Raw genomic sequence first — 18,535 nt, 5'->3', positions numbered from 1 at the left:
CGCCGAGAGGTGAAGATTTTCGGCGCCCGTTTTCATCAAAGCCGTTCGATTTTTTGCGTGGCTTCATCAATGATGCGCGCCACTTCAAACGGCAATTCCGAGGATGCGCCGTCGCGGCCCAAACGTTCCATCACCGCGGCACGCAAATTGTGGACTGCGCGCCGAACCGGGGCGCCATCGGTCCGCTCGGCCTGTGCCGCCAAAGCGGTCAGACGGCCAAACAGAGCCTCGATCTGTTCACCTTTGCCCTCGATTTCCGCCCGGCCCGTTTCGCTTATCGCGAAAAGGCGGCGCTTGCTGCCGGCGGTGTCAACTTCGACCACCAGCTCCATTTCGCTGAGCATTACGAGCAACGGGTAGAGGACGCCGGGGCTGGGTTGATAGGCACCGCCCGATTTTTCGGCAAAGGCGCGGATCAATTGGTAACCGTGCTGGGGCGCATCGGCCAAGAGCGAGAGGACAAGCAGGCGCAATTCATCGCCATCATAAAGCTTGCCCCGGCGTCCGCCGAATCCACCGCGACCGCCACCAAAGCCGCCGCCTCCGCCAAAGCCACCCCGACCACCGCCGAAGCCGCCCTTGCCAAACGGACCACCGTCAAAACCTCCGTCGAAACCGGCGGCGAACCGGCCACGATGTTCGCCCCCCCAACCTTCAGGCCCGCATCCGCGCCCGCCAAAACCGCGACCGCCGCGGCCTCTGTGCTTTCCGATGTTCATTCCGAACATGTCATACTCCTTGAATTCGATCATGAGCCGAATGTAGGAGGCTTTAAAAAACATTCAAGATATATCTTAAAGAATTTCCACGCGCCTGTTTTCGCGGTCGATACAGAATTCGCGCAACCTGTCGGGGTCATCCGAAACATAGGCGACATAGCCCGCCCCCGGCGCTTCCCAGTCATGGGCCTGCATCGGCGCGCCATCGGCCCGCAACCATCGCCCAACACGCGGAAATTGCGCGTAATCCCCCGCCCTGCGCTGGGCCGACAATTGGGCGACATAATCCTCCAGCGCCTCGTCCCGCCCGGACCAGTCGACCCAACCGATCGCGCTATCCTGACAATAGGCGTTGTTGTTGCCCTGCTGGCTGCGGCCAAATTCGTCGCCCGCCGTCAACATGATCGTCCCGGTCGATGCAAACAGCGTGGCCAGCAAAGCGCGCATGTCCAGCGCCCGCTTGGCCAGAACCGCCGGATCGTCGCTTGCCCCTTCAACCCCGCAATTCCAGCTCAGATTCTCGCCATGGCCATCGCGGTTGCCCTCGCCATTGGCGAGATTGTGACGATGTTCGTAACTGACCAGATCGGCCAGAGTGAAGCCGTCATGCGCAGCCAGAAAATTGACGCTGCGGCAATGCTGCTCGCCAAACACATCCGCGCTGCCCGCAAGGCGCGTGGCCAGTGAACCCAGCGCCCCGTCGCCGCGCCAGAACCGGCGTACATCATCACGAAACGCATCGTTCCATTCCAGCCAATTAGCCGGAAACCGCCCCAATTGATAACCGCCCGGCCCGATATCCCACGGCTCGGCAATCATCACACGGGACGCCAGAACCGGATCGGCGGCCATCGCGGCAAAGATCGGCGCGTGGGCGTCAAATTCCGGCCCCCGCGCCAACACCGGCGCAAGGTCAAACCGGAACCCGTCCACCCCGGCATATTCGACAAAATGCCGCAACGCCGCCAGCGTCAATTCCCGCACCGGCGCATAGGCAAAGTCCAGCGTATTGCCGCATCCCGTATCATTGATCATATAACCGGCGGGCGCATGGGCATAGGCCGCATTGTCCAGCCCGCGCAGTGACAGAACGCCGCCCAGAACGTCGCTCTCCCCCGTGTGGTTGAACACAAGGTCAAGGATGACCCCGATCCCTTCGGCCCGCAGCGCCGCCACCGTTTCGCGCAATTCCGCCACGCTGCCCGGACACAGGCCGGGGTCCAGCGCCATCATCGCCACCGGATTGTAGCCCCAGAAATTGCGCAAGCCCAAGGGCGGCAAATGACGTTCGTCGATCCACGCCGTGATCGGCATCAATTCGACCGCGCCCACACCCAGCTTTTTCAGATGCGCGATAATCGCAGGATGCGCCAGCGCCGCCACCGTCCCGCGCTGCGCCTCTGGAATGTCGGGGTGCAGCAGCGTGAAGCCGCGGACATTGACCTCATAAATCAACCCGCCAGCGGAAAAGCACGGCTTTTGCAGCGGCACTTTCGCCATTTCGCCCGGCACGATCGCGCGTGGGACGATGTCGCAGGTTTCAGCCTCATATCGCGCCAGTCGCGGATCTTGAACAAAGCGGCGGTCCAATTCGACCGCATAGGGATCGACCAGCAATTTGGCGGGGTCGAACCACTTGCCATTCTGCGGGTCCCACGCCCCGCTGGCGCGATAGGCGTAATGGGCGCCGGCACGATCCCCCGGCAAGGTCAGCCGCCAATCGGCCCCGGCCCGCTCCATCGCCATGCGAACCTCGGCCTGCCCTTCAAACAGGCAAAGCCAGACCGCATCGGCCAAAGGAGCGCGAACCGCAAAATGCGTCGCGCCCCCATCGACCCAGGCGCCGTATCGCGCCATCAGGTGATGACGCTCGGCTCTGTCCGCCCGGTGTGGCGCGTGATGCCCGCAATACCATCAGCCGCCGCAATCAGATCGCCCAGCTTGATCGGCGTTTCACCCGCCAGATCACCGCCCACCGGCTCATAACGTTCCAGATAGACGCGCAGGGTCGCCCCTTCGGTCCCCGTTCCGGACAGACGGAAAACGATGCGGCTGCCCCCCACGAACAGGATGCGCACGCCCTGATTGGTCGAGATCGAACCATCGACCGGATCAGTATAGGCAAAATTATCCGCGGTTTCGACTGTCAGACCTTCGAACACCTGCCCCGGCAAAGCGGCCAGCGAAGCGTTCAATTCGGCCATCAGCGCATTAGCCGCCTCGGTCGGCAGGCCCTCATAATCATGGCGGGCATAGTAATTGCGGCCAAATTTGGCCCAATGCTCCTGCGCAATCTGCACCACCGACTGTTTGCGCACGGCCAGAATGTTGAGCCACAGCAGCACCGCCCACAGGCCATCCTTTTCGCGGACATGGTCGCTGCCGGTCCCGGCGCTTTCCTCGCCGCAAATCGTGGCCATGCCGGCGTCCAGCAGGTTGCCGAAGAATTTCCAGCCCGTCGGCGTTTCAAACGCAGGAATGCCAAGGCTTTCCGCCACGCGATCGGCCGCCGCGCTGGTCGGCATCGAACGGGCGATACCCTTCAACCCGCCCGCATAGGCAGGCGCCAGATGCGCATTGGCCGCCAACATCGCCAGACTGTCCGAAGGGGTGACGAAAATGCCCTTGCCCACGATCAGGTTGCGGTCGCCGTCGCCATCCGATGCCGCGCCAAAATCGGGCGCATCGGCGCCGAACATGGTTTCGAACAATTCATGCGCGTGAACCATGTTGGGATCAGGATGATGCCCGCCAAAATCCTCCAGCGGCACGCCATTCTTTACCGTCCCCGCCGCAAAACCCAGACGCTTTTCCAGAATTTCATGCGCATAGGGGCCAGTGACCGCATGCATCGCATCAAAGCTCATGGTCAAGCCGCCCGCCACCGCCGCGCGGATCGCGTCGAAATCGAACAGCTTTTCCATCAACGCCGCATAATCGGCCACGCTGTCGATCACCTCGACCGCCATGCCCGCCACATCGACCACGCCCAGCGTGTCGAGATTAATGTCCGGCGTTTCCACCGCGCTCCATTGCGTAATCTCGGTCGTGCGCTGATAGATCGCCTCGGTCACGCCTTCGGGCGCTGGGCCGCCATTGGCGATATTATATTTGATGCCGAAATCTTCGTCCGGGCCGCCTGGATTGTGGCTGGCCGACAGGACAAGGCCGCCGCTGGCGCCATATTGACGGATCACATTGGAGGCCGCCGGGGTCGAAAGGATCCCCCCCTGCCCCACCAGGACACGGCCATAGCCATTGGCGGCGGCCATGCGGATCGCCTGCTGGATCACGGTGCGGTTGTGATAGCGGCCATCGCCGCCGATCACCAAAGTCGCGTTGGCCGGGCGTTCCACCACGTCAAACACGCTTTGGATAAAGTTTTCGGCATAATTGGGCTGTGCGAAAACCTTCACCTTCTTGCGCAGACCGGATGTGCCCGGCTTTTGCCCGGCAATCGGCTGGGTTTCATGGGTGATCACTTGGGCAGTGATAGTCGTCGCGGTCATGCTGGCGAATTCTCCAAAGCGATGGATCTGTATAAATGCGCATAGGCGGCACCTGATTGACGCCAAGTAAAGTCGGAAGACATTCCCGCCTTTTGCATTGCGCGCCACACATCTTGCTGGGAATAGAGCGAGATTGCACGGGTGATTGCGCCCGAAAGCGATAAATAATCAACCTTTTCGAATTGGACGCCGGTGGCGGCCCCAATTTTGACGGCGGCCAGATTGGCGTCAACCACCGTATCGGCCAGCCCGCCCGTGCGCGCCACCACCGGAATGCAGCCATAGGCAAGGCCATAGAGTTGCGTCAGGCCACAAGGTTCAAACCGGCTTGGCACAAGGATGGCATCGCCGCCCGCCTGCATCCGGTGGGACAAGGCTTCGTCATAGCCGATGCGCACCGCAATGCGCCCCGGATGGCGCGCGGCGGCGGCGGACAATTCACCCACCAGCGCCGCATCACCCGACCCCAGCAGCGCCAGGCGCCCACCCAGCCCGACCAGATGATCGAGGCATTGCGCCAGCACATCCATGCCCTTTTGCCAGGTCAACCGGCTGACCACGATGAACAGCGGGCCATCGTCGCGATCAAGGCCGAATTCAGCCTCCAGCGCGCGCTTGTTGGCCAATCTTTTGCCAAGAGCGCGGGCGGAAAATTGGCTTTTAATGGCGGTGTCAGTGGCCGGGTTCCATTCAACCGGATCGATACCGTTGACGATGCCATGCACCTGCGCGCCACGGCTGCGGATCAGTCCTTCGAGGCCCATGCCAAAATGCGGCTCACGAATTTCCAGCGCATAGGTGGGCGAAACGGTTGTGATGGCATGGGCCGATTCCAGCCCTGCCTTTAACAAACCCACGCCGCCGTGATATTCCACGCCGTTCACCGCCCATGCCTGTGTCGGCAGGCCGATCTGATGGAACAACGCGGCGGGGAAATGGCCCTGAAACGCCATATTGTGGATGGTCATCACGCTGGGCACATGGCGGCCACCATAGGGCGCGAATTTGAGATAGGCCGGGGCCAGACCCGCCTGCCAGTCATGGGCGTGGAGGATGTCGAACTCCAGCCCCTCCACCGCGCCGCCCGCGACATCGGCCGCCGCGCGCGAAAGGACCGCAAAGCGTAGGCCATTGTCGGCCCAATCCTGTCCCGCCTGATTGCCATAGGGGCCGCCGGGGCGGTCGAACAGTTCCGGGCAATCCAGAACCAGCAGCAACGGACCATCGGCCGTGCCATCCAGCGTCCCGGCCAGCAGCCGCGCGCCATGGCCAAAAATCGAATCCCAAACATGCAAAACCTTGGGTTCGCCATGTTTGGGCGCCGATTTGCTGCGTTTCCCTTTGGGCGCCGGGTATTGGTTTAACAACCGGGCCATCACCGCCGGATATCCCGGCAACATCACGCTCATCGTCACGCCATGCGGGGCAACCGCGGCGGGCAAGGCGCCCGCCACATCGGCCAAGCCGCCGGTCTTGATAAAGGGCACCGCTTCGGAAGCCAGGCTAAGGACACGAAGGGTCATGCCGTCAGTTTTCCCTTAATCAAGATCGAGCGCATCGATCATCCGTTTGGTAATCAGGCAAACGCCATTTTCAGTGCGCCGGAAACGCTTGGCATCCAATTCGGGGTCTTCGCCCACCACCAGCCCTTCGGGAATGCGGACACCCGAATCGATGATGACGCGCGAAAGCTTAGCATGACGCCCGATGTTGCAGTAAGGCAGGATCACCCCTTCATTCACCTCGGACCAGCTGCCCATCTTCACCCCGGTAAACAGCAGCGAGCGATAGGCCGTCGCCCCCGACACGATGCAATCCTGCGAAATCAACGAGCGGATCGCATGGCCCCGGCGCCCTTCATCATCATGGACGAATTTGGCAGGCGCGGCCACGACCTGATCGGTCCAGATGCGCCAGTCGCGATCATACATGTTGAGCATCGGCACCGTGTCGGTCAGATCGAGGTTGGTCTCGAAATAGGCGTCCAGCGTGCCCACATCGCGCCAATATTCACCGATTTCGTCGGCCGCACGAACACAGCTTTCGGTAAAGCGATGGGCAACCGCCTTGCCGCCCTTGACGATCTGGGGGATCAGGTCATTGCCGAAGTCATGCGTGCTGATCGGGTTGACCGCGTCTTCGCGCAGAAGGTCGAACAGGAATTTCGTGTCGAACACATAAATGCCCATCGACGCCAGTGACCAACCCGGCTTACCCGGAATTTCGGGCGGATTGATCGGCTTTTCGACGAAATCGGTGATGACGTCATTGCCATCCACCGCCATCACGCCAAAGCCGCTGGCCTCCTTTTGCGGGACGACCAGACAACCGATCGTCACATCCGCGCCGCTGTTCACATGCTGGCGCAGCATCAGTTCATAGTCCATTTTATAGATATGATCGCCCGCCAGGATGACCATATATTTGGGACCATAGGATTCGATAATGTCGATGTTCTGATAAACGGCGTCGGCGGTGCCTTCGTACCACTGGGTTTCGGACACACGCTGCGATGCGGGCAGGATGTCGAAGCTTTCATTACGTTCCGGGCGCATGAAATTCCACGCACGGTTCATGTGCCGGATCAGGCTATGCGCCTTGTACTGGGTCGCCACGCCGATGCGTCTAATCCCTGAATTGATCGCATTCGACAGGGCAAAGTCGATGATCCGGCTCATCCCCCCGAAATAGACCGCAGGCTTGGCGCGATTGTCGGTCATTTCTTTCAGACGGCTTCCCCGCCCGCCAGCCAGAACGTAGGCCATGGCTTCGCGTGCCAATGGCTGGCTGTAACTATCGCGCATTTTACTCTCCCGCTTCTGATGCTGCCCCGGTCCATTCCAGCATAATCGTGGCCAATGGCGGCAGCGTGACCAATGCCGCCCCGTTTTCGGCCACAACCTGACCCATATTGCCCAACCCGCTGCCCCCATAAATGGTTGCATCGGTGTTGATAATTTCGCGCCACACACCATCACGCGGCAAAGGCAGGCGGTACGAACCATGCACCTGCGGCGTCATGTTGCAGACCACCACAACGGGCGCTTCATCCCCGGCATGGCGCGCCCATGCGAAAACACTGGCCAGGGCGTCGTCAACCACCAGCCATTGGAAACCCTCACCCTCGCAATCGCGGGCGTGCAAGGCGGGCGTGGCGCGATAGGCATGGTTGAGATCGCGCACGAGGCTGCGCATCCCTTCATGCGCGGGATTGGCCAACAGGTCCCAATCGAGGCTGCGCTCCTCGCTCCATTCGCGAAGTTGGGCAAATTCCTGCCCCATGAACAGCAGTTTCTTGCCCGGATAACCCCACATCAAACCGTAATAGGCGCGCAGATTGGCGAATTTCTGCCATTCATCGCCCGCCATCTTGTTGATCAGGCTGCCCTTGCCATGGACCACTTCGTCATGGCTGATGGCCAGCACGAAATTCTCGGCAAAGGCGTACATCAGGCCAAAGGTGATGTCATTGTGGTGATGCTGACGATGGATCGGGTCACGCCCCATATAACGCAGCGTGTCATGCATGAACCCCATGTTCCATTTGAACCCAAAGCCCAGCGCGTTGCGATTGTCATCCACCGCAGGCAGCGTCACGCCCGGCCAAGCCGTCGATTCCTCGGCCACGGTGAAAAAGCCCGGTATCTGGCCATAGACCGCCCGGTTGACCGCGCGCAGGAAATCCACCGCTTCCCAATTCTCGCGCCCGCCCGCCTCATTGGGGATCCATTCGCCCGCCTTGCGGCTGTAATCGCGGTACAGCATCGAGGCCACCGCATCGACGCGCAAGCCATCGACATGATAGCGCTCGGCCCAGAACAGCGCATTGTTGACCAGCATCGAGGACACCTCGCGCCGCCCGAAATTGTAGATGGCCGTGTTCCAGTCCGGGTGAAAACCAAGGCGCGGGTCGTCGTGCTCATACAGCGAAGTGCCGTCGAAATGCGCCAGCCCATGTTCGTCCGTGGGAAAATGAGCCGGAACCCAATCGACGATCACGCCCACCCCGGCCCGATGCGCGCCATCGACGAAACGCGCGAAACCTTCGGGCGGGCCAAAACGCGCCGACGGGGCAAACAGGCCCAGCGTCTGATAACCCCATGACGGATCATAGGGATGTTCGGCAATCGGCAGAAACTCGATATGGGTAAAGCCCATTTCCACCACATAGGGGATCAGCTTTTCCGCCATGGCGTCCCAATCGAGGAACCAGTCCTCATCATCGCGCATCCATGATCCGGCGTGGACTTCATAGATGCTGATGGGCGCGCGGCGGGGGTCGATACTGGCCCAATGGGCGCGGTGGCCTTCATCGCCCCAATCCAGTTTTACCGGATGGGCGGTGACGCTGGCGGTGGACGGGCGCAATTCGCTGGCCATGCCCCACGGGTCGGCCTTGAGCGGCAGGACCATGCCATCAGCCGACACGATGCGGAATTTATAGGCCGCGCCCGTGCCCACGCCGGGGACAAAGATTTCCCAGACGCCAATGTCGGCGCGGCGGCGCATCGGATGTTTGCGGTGGTCCCAATCGTTGAAATCCCCCACCACGCAAACCAGCGAGGCATTGGGCGCCCAGACCGCGAAATGCACGCCATCGCTGCCTTCGTGGCGGATGCAATGCGCGCCCAATTTGTCGAACAGCCGCAGATGGCTGCCCTCGGCAATCAGATAGTCGTCGAGCGGCCCCAGCACCGGGCCATAGGAAAAGGCATCCTCGACAAACCAATGCGCGCCCAAGGCGCCCACGCGATAGCGCAAAGGTTGAGGCGCACCCTCAATCACCCCTTCGAACAGGCCCCGATCATCGACCAGCGCCAATTCGCCCAATTCCGTCCCGTCCAGCGCGCAGGCAAACGCCACCTGCGCGCCGGGCAGGATCGCCCGGACAAATGTGCCGCCCGGCCCTTCATGCGGCCCCAACAGGGAAAAGGGGTCTGCATGCGTGCCATCGAGCAGAGCGGCAATGGCGGTTTTGTCGGGCTTCACGTAAAATTTTGTCCTTATGTATTCGAGGGCTTTACTTCACGCCCCAGATATCGCGCGCATATTCGCCGATCGTGCGGTCCGAAGAGAACCAGCCGACATTGGCAATGTTGTGAATGGCCGCCTTGCGCCATGCCGCCTCGTCCAGCCAGCGCGCATCGACGTCACGCTGGGCCTGGGCATAGGCTTCGAAATCGGCGGCCACCAGGAACCAGTCGCTGTCATAAAGACCGCCCATCAATCCCTTGTAGCGATCGCGGTCATCGGGGCTGAACACGCCGCTGGCGATGGCTTCGACGGCCTGACGCAATTCGCGGTTGCCCTCGATAATGGCGCGGGGGTTATAGCCATTGGCGCGCTTGTCATTCACCTCATCCGCGGTCAGGCCGAAGATGACGATGTTTTCGTCGCCAACATGGTCCTTGATCTCGATATTCGCGCCATCCAGCGTGCCGATGGTCAGCGCGCCGTTCAGGGCAAATTTCATATTGCCGGTGCCCGATGCCTCCATGCCGGCGGTGCTGATCTGTTCGGACAGATCGGCGGCCGGGATGATGCGTTCGGCAAAGCTGACATTGTAATTGGGCACGAACACAACTTTTAGCAGCCCGCCCACGCTGGGGTCGCTGTTCACGCGGCGCGCGATGTCATTGGTCAGTTTGATGATCAGCTTGGCATTGTGATAGCTTGGCGCAGCTTTGCCGCCAAAGATCTTGACGCGGGGCACCCAGTCCTTTTCCGGGTGGCTACGGATCTGGTCATAAAGCGCGACGGTTTCGACCAGATTGAGCAATTGGCGCTTATATTCATGGATGCGTTTGATCTGAACGTCGAACAAGGCGTCAGGATCAAGCCGCACCCCCATCAATTGTTTCAGATGGTTGGCAAGCGCCACCTTGTTCGCGCGCTTCACCTCGGCAATGCGTTCACCAAATTGCGCGTCGCCCGCCAGAGCATTGAGATCCGCCAGCTTTCCCGCATCGTCAAGGAAAGCATCCCCGATCCCCTCACGGATCACCTTGGTCAGCCCCGGATTGCATTGTTGCAGCCAGCGTCGCGGGGTGACGCCATTGGTCTTGTTGTTGATACGCGTGGGATACAGCTTGTGCAGATCCGAAAAGACCGTGGTCTTCATCAGATCCGTGTGCAGCGCCGCCACGCCATTGATCGAATGCGCGCCGACAAAGGCCAAATTGGCCATACGCACCCGGCGTTCGCCATGTTCGTCGATCAGGCTGATGGAGGAAATCTGTTCCCCTCCCATCCCCGCACGGCGCGCCTCGCGCAACACGCGGCTGTTGATCGCATAGACGATCTGCATATGACGCGGCAGCAGTCGTTCGAACAAAGGCAGCGGCCAGCTTTCCAGCGCTTCGGGCAGAAGCGTGTGGTTGGTGTAGCCGATGGTGGCCTTGGTCACCTCCCACGCTTCGTCAAATTCCAGATGATGCACGTCGATCAGCAGGCGCATGAGTTCGGCCACGGCCACGCTGGGGTGGGTGTCGTTCAACTGAATCGCGGCATATTTGGGCAGATTGCGCACATCATTGTCGGCCTGAAGATGGCGGCGCAAAATGTCCTGAATGCTGGCGCTGGAGAAGAAATATTCCTGACGCAGGCGCAGTTCCTGACCCGCGGGCGTGTTGTCGGCGGGATAAAGCACGCGCACCAAACTGTCAGCCTTGACCTGTTCGGCCAAAGCGCCCGCATGGTCACCCGCATTGAACGCATCCAAACGCAAAGGATCCAGCGCCCATGCCGTCCACAGGCGCAAAGTATTCACCCGCGCCCCGCGCCAGCCGACGACCGGCGTATCGACCGCGCTGGCCTCGACCTGTTCGGCCGGGTGCCACACGACGCCGCCATTGCCCTCGATCACTTCACCGCCAAAGCCCACGCGATAGGCGCTTTCACGGCGGTCAAATTCCCACGGATTGCCATGCGCCAGCCATGTTTCGGGCAATTCCACCTGCCAGCCATCATCGATACGCTGACGGAACATGCCGTTGACGTAACGGATGCCATAGCCATAGGCCGGGATGTCCAGACTGGCCAGACTCTCCATGAAACAGGCCGCAAGCCGCCCCAGACCGCCATTGCCCAGGGCGGCATCCGGCTCCAGTTCTTCAAGCTGCGACAATTCGAAACCGTGGTCGCGCAGCGCATGTTCCATTTCGCGCGTGACGTCCAGGTTGGACAAGGCATCGCGCATCAAACGCCCGATCAGGAATTCCATCGAGAGGTAATAGACGCGCTTGCCTTCTTCGTCATAGGTGCGGCGGGTCGATTCAAACCAGCGGTCGATGATCCGGTCGCGCACGGACAGAACGGCGGCCTGAAACCAGTCATGGGGCTTGGCGGCGCGTTCATCCTTGCCCACGCGGTGGCGCAGGACATCGATGATCAGATCGCTGATGGAAGGCGTGCCTGACAATGGCGCCGTGCCTGCGGGGGATTTGGTTTGGGACTGGCTCATGCAACGATACTCCCCATGACGCCCGAACATGCCCAATGGCCGCCCGAGACGCTGACGTCCTGTCCTCTCCCCCTTCGACGTCGCGCCTTGCGCTATTATGGTCGCATAGGTGTTTTCGCGTCGCTTCCGTGGATGGAGACTAGGACAGCTTTGCCCGGCCCGACAAGGTGTCATGCAAACTATTGTCGCAATTTCTCGTACTGTCGATCATGAGGGGCCGGTCATACGTATGCCGCTGCAATGCAATGCACTTGGCGCTGCGGCGCAGCAATGCCACATTGCACATGTTCAGGCCCGCCTTGGCCGCCCCATTCCCTCCTATTGTGGAGCCGAGCGATGACCGAGTCTTTCCACGTCGACCATGAAGACGCGCCCGCCAGCGATCCCTCGCCCAAGGCCGCGCAATGGTGGCGCGGCGCGGCAATTTATCAGATCTATCCGCGCAGCTTTGCCGACAGCAATGGCGATGGCATTGGCGACATTCCCGGCATTACGGCGCATCTCGATCACATCGCATCCCTAGGCGCCGAAGCGATCTGGATCAGCCCGTTTTTCACCAGCCCGATGGCCGACTATGGCTATGACGTGGCCGATTATTGCGACGTTGATCCCATTTTCGGGACGCTGGCCGATTTTGACGCGATGATCGCCCGCGCCCATGAATTGGGCATCAAGGTGACAATCGACCTCGTCTTTGCCCATACCAGCAATCAACATGCATGGTTTGCCGCCAGCCGCGCCTCGAAAGAGAGCATCTATAGCGACTGGTATGTCTGGCACGATGCCAATCCCGACGGCACGCCGCCCAACAACTGGCAATCGGTGTTCGGCGGCCCGGCATGGACATGGGACGCCCGGCGCCAGCAATATTACTATCACCAGTTCCTGAAGGAACAGCCCCAGCTCAACGCCCATAATCCCGCGGTTCAGGATGCCTGCCTTGACGTCATGCGCTTCTGGCTGGATCGCGGGGTGGACGGGTTCCGGCTCGACGCGCTCAACCATGCGTTTTTCGATCCTGAATTCCGCGACAATCCCGTGTCAAAGGGCCACCACCAACGCACCCGCCCCTTTGATTTTCAGGACAAGATCCACAGCCAGAACCACCCCGCCGCCGTTCCCTTCGTCGAACGGATCGGCGCGCTTTGCGGGGAATATGGCGCGATCTTTACCGTGGCCGAGGTTGGCGGCGATGGCGCCGTCGCGCTGATGAAGGATTACACGGCGGGCGATGCACGTCTGTCCAGCGCCTACAGCTTCGACTTCCTCTATGCCCCCGAACTGACGCCGCAACGCATCAAGGGGTCGCTGGCCCAATGGCATGATGTGCCGGGCGAAGGCTGGCCAAGCTGGGCGTTTGAAAACCACGATGCGCCGCGCCACATCTCGCGATGGACGGGAGAAGGCAATCTGACGGCCTATGCGCGCCTGACCATGGCGCTGCTGATCAGCCTGCGCGGCAATATCTTTCTTTATCAGGGACAGGAACTGGCCCTGACGCAGGATGAAATCCCGTTCCATCTGCTGAAAGACCCAGAGGCAATCGCCAACTGGCCGCTGACCCTTTCGCGTGACGGGGTGCGCACGCCCATGCCATGGCTATCGGACGCGCCCCATGGCGGTTTCACCACCGGCGAACCATGGCTCCCCCTGTCCGAGGCCAATATCGCCCGCGCCGCCGCCACGCAGGAGGCCGATCCGGCCAGCCCGCTCAACTGGACCCGCGCGATGCTGGCGCTGCGCCGGGGGTGCGATGCCTTGCGGATGGGGGCGATGGAGGATGTGCATACCCATGGCATGTTGCTGCATTTCACGCGCCGGTTTGGCGATGAACATGTCCATTGCGCCTTCAACCTTGGCGATCATGCGATTCGCCACGCCTGTCCGCGCGGCGAATTGATGCTCTCGGTCAATGGCGGCGGCGCAGCGCATTTGCCGCCCTTCAGCGCAGTTTTAATCCGCAAGGCGATGGGCTAACACGCCGCTCATGTCTTTGCATGTGGATGATGATCATGCCGCGCTGGCGGCGGTGGCCGCCCATGGCGGCGCGCTGTGCAGCGTTGTCGGTATCGATGGCAGCTGGTCACGGCGATGGGGCGCGCAATTGGCCGTCCTGCCCGATGGTACGATGGTCGGGTCATTGGCAGACGGCTGTCTCGAAGCGGCGCTTATGCGTGAGGCGCAGGCGGGCGGGCCGCCGCGCGTGTTACGCTATGGCGCGGGGTCACCCTTCATCGACATCCGCCTGCCCTGTGGATCGGGTGTAGAGGTCATGGTCGACCCCGCGCCCGATGCCGCCGCCGTGAATCAGGCAATGGCCGCTTTAAACCGCCGTGAGATTGCCCACCTGCCGCTGGGCGAAGGGTTCATCCGCCGCTACCTCCCCCGGTTGCGATTGTTGGTTTTGGGCAGCGGGCCAGAGGCCAGCACTCTGGCGGCCATGGGACGTGCGCAGGGGATCGAGGTCATGCTGGCCTCGCCCCATGGACAGGCGTGCGATGCCACGATGTCCTTGGGACAGCCCCCCGCCCTGCCCGATGGATGGGCGCCCGACGCATGGACCGCTGTCGCCGTCCTGTTCCACGACCATGAATGGGAACGCACTCTTGTCCCCTGGGCAATGGGAACCGGTGCCTTCTATGTCGGGGCACAGGGCGGCGCCAAAACGCGGGCCAATCGGCTCGAACTTTTGGGATCGCTGGGCTTTGGGGCGGATGATCTGGCGCGGCTGCATTCCCCCATCGGCCTGATCCCGGCAACGCGCACGCCGTCGGTGCTGGCCCTGTCGGTGCTGGCCGAGGTGGTTGGGTGTTATGAGGGGTTGTTGGGGTAGGGTTTGAAAGGGGTGCCTCCGGCGGGCAAAGGGCGGGGGCCCTTTTCAACGCAAGTTTACCGCGCCGCAGGCTTTAAATTCATCGCCCAAAAACAGACATCCCGAACCACCCACCACCCCAAAACGGGATTGCAAAGGGCCCACGCCCTTTGCCCGCCGGAGGCAAAATCTAAACCCTACAACCGATCCGCCTGCGACACCGCATCACTGGCCCGCAAACTGGACACGATCCGCGTCAGGTGGGCCAGATCGCTGACTTCCAGATCGACCTCATAGGTGCCGAAAAGCTCGTCGCGCTGAACATTCTGCAACTGGGTGATATTGGCCTTGTTGGCGGCAAAGATCCCCGTCACCTCGGCCAGAGTGCCGGGGCGGTTATAGAGGATACAGCGCAAGCGCCCCACGGCCCCGACGCTGCGGTCGCCCCATGACAGGTCAATCCAGTCCTTGTCTCCGCCTTCGATCAGCACGTCGCAGGCAATCGAGTGGACCTCCACCCCGACGCCCGGTTTGCGCAGGCCCACGATGCGGTCGCCCGGCACCGGGTGACAACATTCGGCAAGGTGGAACGCCATGCCCGGCGTCAACCCCTTGATCGAGATTGCCCGCTCCTGCTTGGGCCAGCTTTCCGGTTCGGGCATGTCGCGCGCCGATCCGGGGACCAGCGCCTCCATCACCTGACGGTCGTCCAGCTTGGCCGTGCCGATGGCGGCCATCAGCTCTTCTTCATTCTTCAGGCCCAGACGCTTAACCGCCTCAGCCGTTGCCTTCTTGCCCACCTTGGTCGGCAGGCGCTCGATGATCTCGTCAAACAGCTTGCGCCCGATGCTGGCCAATTCGGCGCGTTCCTTCAAACGCACCGCGCGGCGGATGGCGGCCCGCGCCTTGCCCGTGACGCAAAAGCCCAACCATGCCAGTTGCGGGCTGGCGCTGCGGCTCTTGATGATTTCCACCACATCGCCATTGGCCAAAGCGGTCCGCAACGGCACATGCCGCCCGTTGATCTTCGCGCCCACAGCCATGCTGCCCAGATCGGAATGGACCGTATAGGCAAAGTCGATCGGGGTCGCGCCCTTGGGCAATTGGAACAGCTTGCCCTTGGGCGTAAAGGCGAAGATGCGATCCTGATAAATCGCCATCCGCGTGTTTTCGAGCAGTTCTTCCGGGTCGTTGCTGGCCTCCAGCACCTCGACCAGATCACGCAGCCAGCCGACCTGAGAGTCCGGCATCACGCCGCCCTGCTTGTAACTCCAATGCGCGGCCAGACCGTATTCATTGGTTTCATGCATATTCCAGGTGCGGATCTGCACCTCCATCCGCATGGCCTTTTCATAGATCATCGATGTGTGCAGGCTTTGATAGCCGTTGACCTTGGGCGTCGAAATATAGTCCTTGAACCGCCCCGGCAAAGCCTGCCACGTGGTGTGCAGCAGGCCGATGGCGCGATAGCAATCCTCGACATTATCGACCAGCACGCGGAAGGCCATGATGTCGGTGATCTGGTCGAAATTGACATGGCGTTCGGCCATCTTGCGCCAGATCGAATAGGGGTGTTTTTCACGCCCCCATACCTTGCACTTCAACCCCGCCTCGGTCAGCGCCTGGCTGATCGACAGGGCAATCGCGTCCACCTGCCCGTGATCCTGACTGCGGATCTGGGCCAGACGGCCGGTGATCGTGGCATAGGCTTCGGGTTCCAATTGCTGAAACGCCAGCAACTGCATCTCGCGCATATACTCATACATGCCCACGCGCTCGGCCAGCGGGGCATAGATATCCATCGTTTCCTTGGCGATGCGGCGGCGCTTGTCCTCGCTCTTGATGTAATGGAGCGTGCGCATATTGTGCAGCCGGTCGGCCAGCTTGACCAACAGGACGCGCAGATCCTCGCTCATGGCCAGCAGGAATTTGCGCAGGTTTTCGGCCGCGCGCTCCTTCTCGCTCATCGCCTCGATCTTGGACAATTTGGTCACGCCATCGACCATCCGTGCCACATCCGGCCCGAACAGCTTTTCCACCTCGTCAATCGTGGCCAGCGTATCCTCGACCGTATCGTGCAGAAGCGCGGTGATGATCGTGTCCTGATCCAGCTTCAGCTCAGTCATCAGGCCCGCCACCTCGACCGGGTGGCTGAAATAGGGGTCGCCGCTGGCGCGCTTCTGGCTGCCATGCTTCTGGACGGTATAAACATAGGCGCGGTTGAGCATCTGCTCATCCGCATCAGGCGCGTAAGCCTTTACCCTTTCGACAAGTTCATATTGGCGCAACATCGTTGGATAACTGTGGGGGGTGAAAAGCGTAAGGGCAAGGGGGTTTGTGCCCGGAAGAAGGAATTGCCTCCGGCGGGCAAAGGGCGAAGGCCCTTTGCAATCCCGATACCGTCATCGTCGCGCGCCGGACTTTTCCGATGCGCAACTTCGCCGCGCCGCAGGCTATATAAACCGCTTCGCGGATCACCTAACGCCTGCCACCATGGCACCACCCCATAATGGGATTGCAAAGGGCCCCCGCCCTTTGCCCGCCGGAGGCAAACCTTGCCTTTAACCCTCGCTCAACTCCCCCGAACAAACGCCCCGCAGGCGATCCGCCCGCCCGCATTGCCGGTGGGGTCTGTCTTGTAGTCATCGGGCGCGGCATGGACGACCACGGCCCCGCCATCCTTGTCGAACAAGGCGGTCAGCAGATCGTCAGCCTTATATTCCAGCGGCAAGGTCACGACGGCCGTACCATCGGCGCCAACCGTGACATTGGGCATGTCGCCCATATGCGCGCCCATCGGATTGTCGCGCCCATGTTGATGCCCCGCCGGGTTCAGGTGGCCGCCCGCCGAGGTAAAGCCGGGCACTTCACAAACGCCGCGCATGTGCAGGTGGACCGCATGAACGCCGGCAGGCAGGCCGGAAAGCGAAAGCTTCAGGCCCAGCTTGCCCTTGCTCTCGACAATCGAGGCAAGGCCGGCGGGCATCGCATCGCCCTTCATCAAGGCCGCGCTGGCCAACACTTTGTCCTTGGGCGCAACCTTGGCCGTGGCAACGCCGGGCAGAAGCACCATTCCGGCCAAAGCCAGAGCTGTCAAAACCTTACCCATCATCCGATCCTTTCCGATTATCCGCGCCTTAAACGCACCAGCCCGGCTTTTGCTCCCGTATCAGCTCCACACCGCTTCGGGCGGCAGGCTCATCAGGATCGCGTCGATGTTGCCCCCGGTCTTCAGCCCGAACAACGTGCCCCGGTCATAGACCAGATTGAATTCGGCATAACGCCCGCGCCATTCAAGCTGCTGCTGCTTCTGGGCAGCGTCAAATTCCATCCCCATCCGGCGGCGTACCAACTGCGGAAAAATCGAGAGGAAGGTCTCGCCCACCGCTTTGGTAAAGGCAAAATTGGCTTCCCAACCCGCTTCATCGGGGCATTCCAGATGGTCATAGAAAATGCCGCCCACCCCGCGATGGACCTTGCGATGGGGGATGTAGAAATAATCGTCCGCCCATGCCTTATAGCGTTCGTAATAACCCTCGCCATGGGCATCACAGGTCGCCTTGAAGGCCCCGTGGAAATCATCCGTATCCTCGTCATAGGGCAATGGCGGGTTAAGGTCCGCCCCGCCGCCAAACCACGCCTTGGTCGTTGTCAAAAAACGCGTGTTCATATGCACGGCGGGCACATGCGGATTGGCCATATGCGCGACAAGGCTGATCCCCGTGGCGGTAAAGCCGGGGTTTTCCACGCTGGCACCATTGATGGTGGCGGCGAATTGCGGGCTGAACGCGCCATGGACGGTCGAGACATTGACGCCGACCTTTTCAAACACTTTGCCCTTCATCAGGCCCTGAACGCCGCCGCCCGTATCAGCCTCGCCCGCCACCGCATCGCGGGTCCACGGCTTGTATTGGAAACTGGCGTCGGAACCCGCCTCGCGCTCAATCTTTTCAAATTCGGCGCAAATGGCATCGCGCAAGGCTTCAAACCAGGTCTTGGCGCGCTGCGTATAGGGGGTCCAGTCGGTCACATT

Annotated in this window: 12 protein-coding genes; 2 read left to right on the top strand and 10 right to left on the bottom strand. The window is 61.3% G+C overall.

Annotated elements, in window-relative coordinates:
- Window positions 1–35: 35 nt before the first annotated feature.
- The 7 genes from AC2S2E_RS08905 to AC2S2E_RS08875 are packed head-to-tail and all read right to left on the bottom strand — an operon-like array spanning window position 36 to window position 11,690.
- The gene (locus AC2S2E_RS08905) at window positions 36–752 is read right to left on the bottom strand and encodes a PadR family transcriptional regulator (RefSeq protein ID WP_486522038.1); all 717 of its coding nucleotides are present in this window, start codon (window positions 750–752) and stop codon (window positions 36–38) included.
- 42 nt (window positions 753–794) lie between these two features.
- Window positions 795–2,576 carry a glycogen debranching protein GlgX gene (gene glgX / locus AC2S2E_RS08900; protein ID WP_486522037.1) on the bottom strand — a complete coding sequence of 594 codons (1,782 nt, stop codon included), beginning with the start codon at window positions 2,574–2,576 and terminating at the stop codon, window positions 795–797.
- A complete protein-coding gene (locus tag AC2S2E_RS08895) occupies window positions 2,576–4,228 on the bottom strand; it encodes an alpha-D-glucose phosphate-specific phosphoglucomutase (RefSeq protein ID WP_486522035.1) in 1,653 nt (550 codons plus the stop codon). Before AC2S2E_RS08895 ends, glgX begins: the two co-directional genes overlap by 1 nt.
- The gene (glgA, locus tag AC2S2E_RS08890) at window positions 4,225–5,751 is read right to left on the bottom strand and encodes a glycogen synthase GlgA (RefSeq protein WP_486522034.1); all 1,527 of its coding nucleotides are present in this window, start codon (window positions 5,749–5,751) and stop codon (window positions 4,225–4,227) included. Before glgA ends, AC2S2E_RS08895 begins: the two co-directional genes overlap by 4 nt.
- Before the next feature lie 15 nt (window positions 5,752–5,766).
- Window positions 5,767–7,032: a glucose-1-phosphate adenylyltransferase gene (glgC, locus tag AC2S2E_RS08885; RefSeq protein ID WP_486522033.1), complete on the bottom strand. Its 1,266-nt coding sequence runs from the start codon at window positions 7,030–7,032 to the stop codon at window positions 5,767–5,769.
- A 1-nt stretch (window position 7,033) separates the two neighbouring features.
- The gene (gene glgB / locus AC2S2E_RS08880; protein WP_486522032.1) at window positions 7,034–9,217 is read right to left on the bottom strand and encodes a 1,4-alpha-glucan branching protein GlgB; all 2,184 of its coding nucleotides are present in this window, start codon (window positions 9,215–9,217) and stop codon (window positions 7,034–7,036) included.
- Window positions 9,218–9,248: 31 nt separating this feature from the next.
- Window positions 9,249–11,690 (bottom strand): glycogen/starch/alpha-glucan phosphorylase, encoded by a 2,442-nt coding sequence (locus AC2S2E_RS08875; RefSeq protein ID WP_486522031.1) that lies wholly within the window; start codon window positions 11,688–11,690, stop codon window positions 9,249–9,251.
- A 336-nt stretch (window positions 11,691–12,026) separates the two neighbouring features.
- On the opposite strand from AC2S2E_RS08875, the gene AC2S2E_RS08870 reads away from it, so the two are divergent.
- Together AC2S2E_RS08870 and AC2S2E_RS08865 are read left to right on the top strand one after the other, a co-directional pair.
- Window positions 12,027–13,667, top strand: coding sequence for an alpha-glucosidase (locus AC2S2E_RS08870; protein ID WP_486522030.1), 1,641 nt, complete (start codon window positions 12,027–12,029; stop codon window positions 13,665–13,667).
- Window positions 13,668–13,677: 10 nt separating this feature from the next.
- Entirely contained in the window at window positions 13,678–14,523 is an 846-nt protein-coding gene (locus AC2S2E_RS08865) for an XdhC family protein (protein WP_486522029.1), read from the top strand.
- A 176-nt stretch (window positions 14,524–14,699) separates the two neighbouring features.
- Here the strand turns inward: AC2S2E_RS08865 and AC2S2E_RS08860 are convergent, their stop codons facing one another.
- From AC2S2E_RS08860 to hemF, 3 genes are all read right to left on the bottom strand, one after another.
- Window positions 14,700–16,793, bottom strand: a complete 2,094-nt coding sequence (locus AC2S2E_RS08860) for a RelA/SpoT family protein (RefSeq protein WP_476102915.1) — start codon at window positions 16,791–16,793, stop codon at window positions 14,700–14,702.
- 281 nt (window positions 16,794–17,074) lie between these two features.
- On the bottom strand, window positions 17,075–17,614 hold the full coding sequence (locus AC2S2E_RS08855) for a superoxide dismutase family protein (protein ID WP_486522028.1): 540 nt from the start codon (window positions 17,612–17,614) through the stop codon (window positions 17,075–17,077).
- A 57-nt stretch (window positions 17,615–17,671) separates the two neighbouring features.
- Entirely contained in the window at window positions 17,672–18,532 is an 861-nt protein-coding gene (hemF, locus tag AC2S2E_RS08850; RefSeq protein WP_486522027.1) for an oxygen-dependent coproporphyrinogen oxidase, read from the bottom strand.
- Window positions 18,533–18,535 lie beyond the last annotated feature (3 nt).

This window comes from Novosphingobium sp. 550D (genome assembly GCF_057401885.1).
Note: the sequence above shows the minus strand (reverse complement) of the source record. Positions and strands in the feature narration are given on the sequence as shown.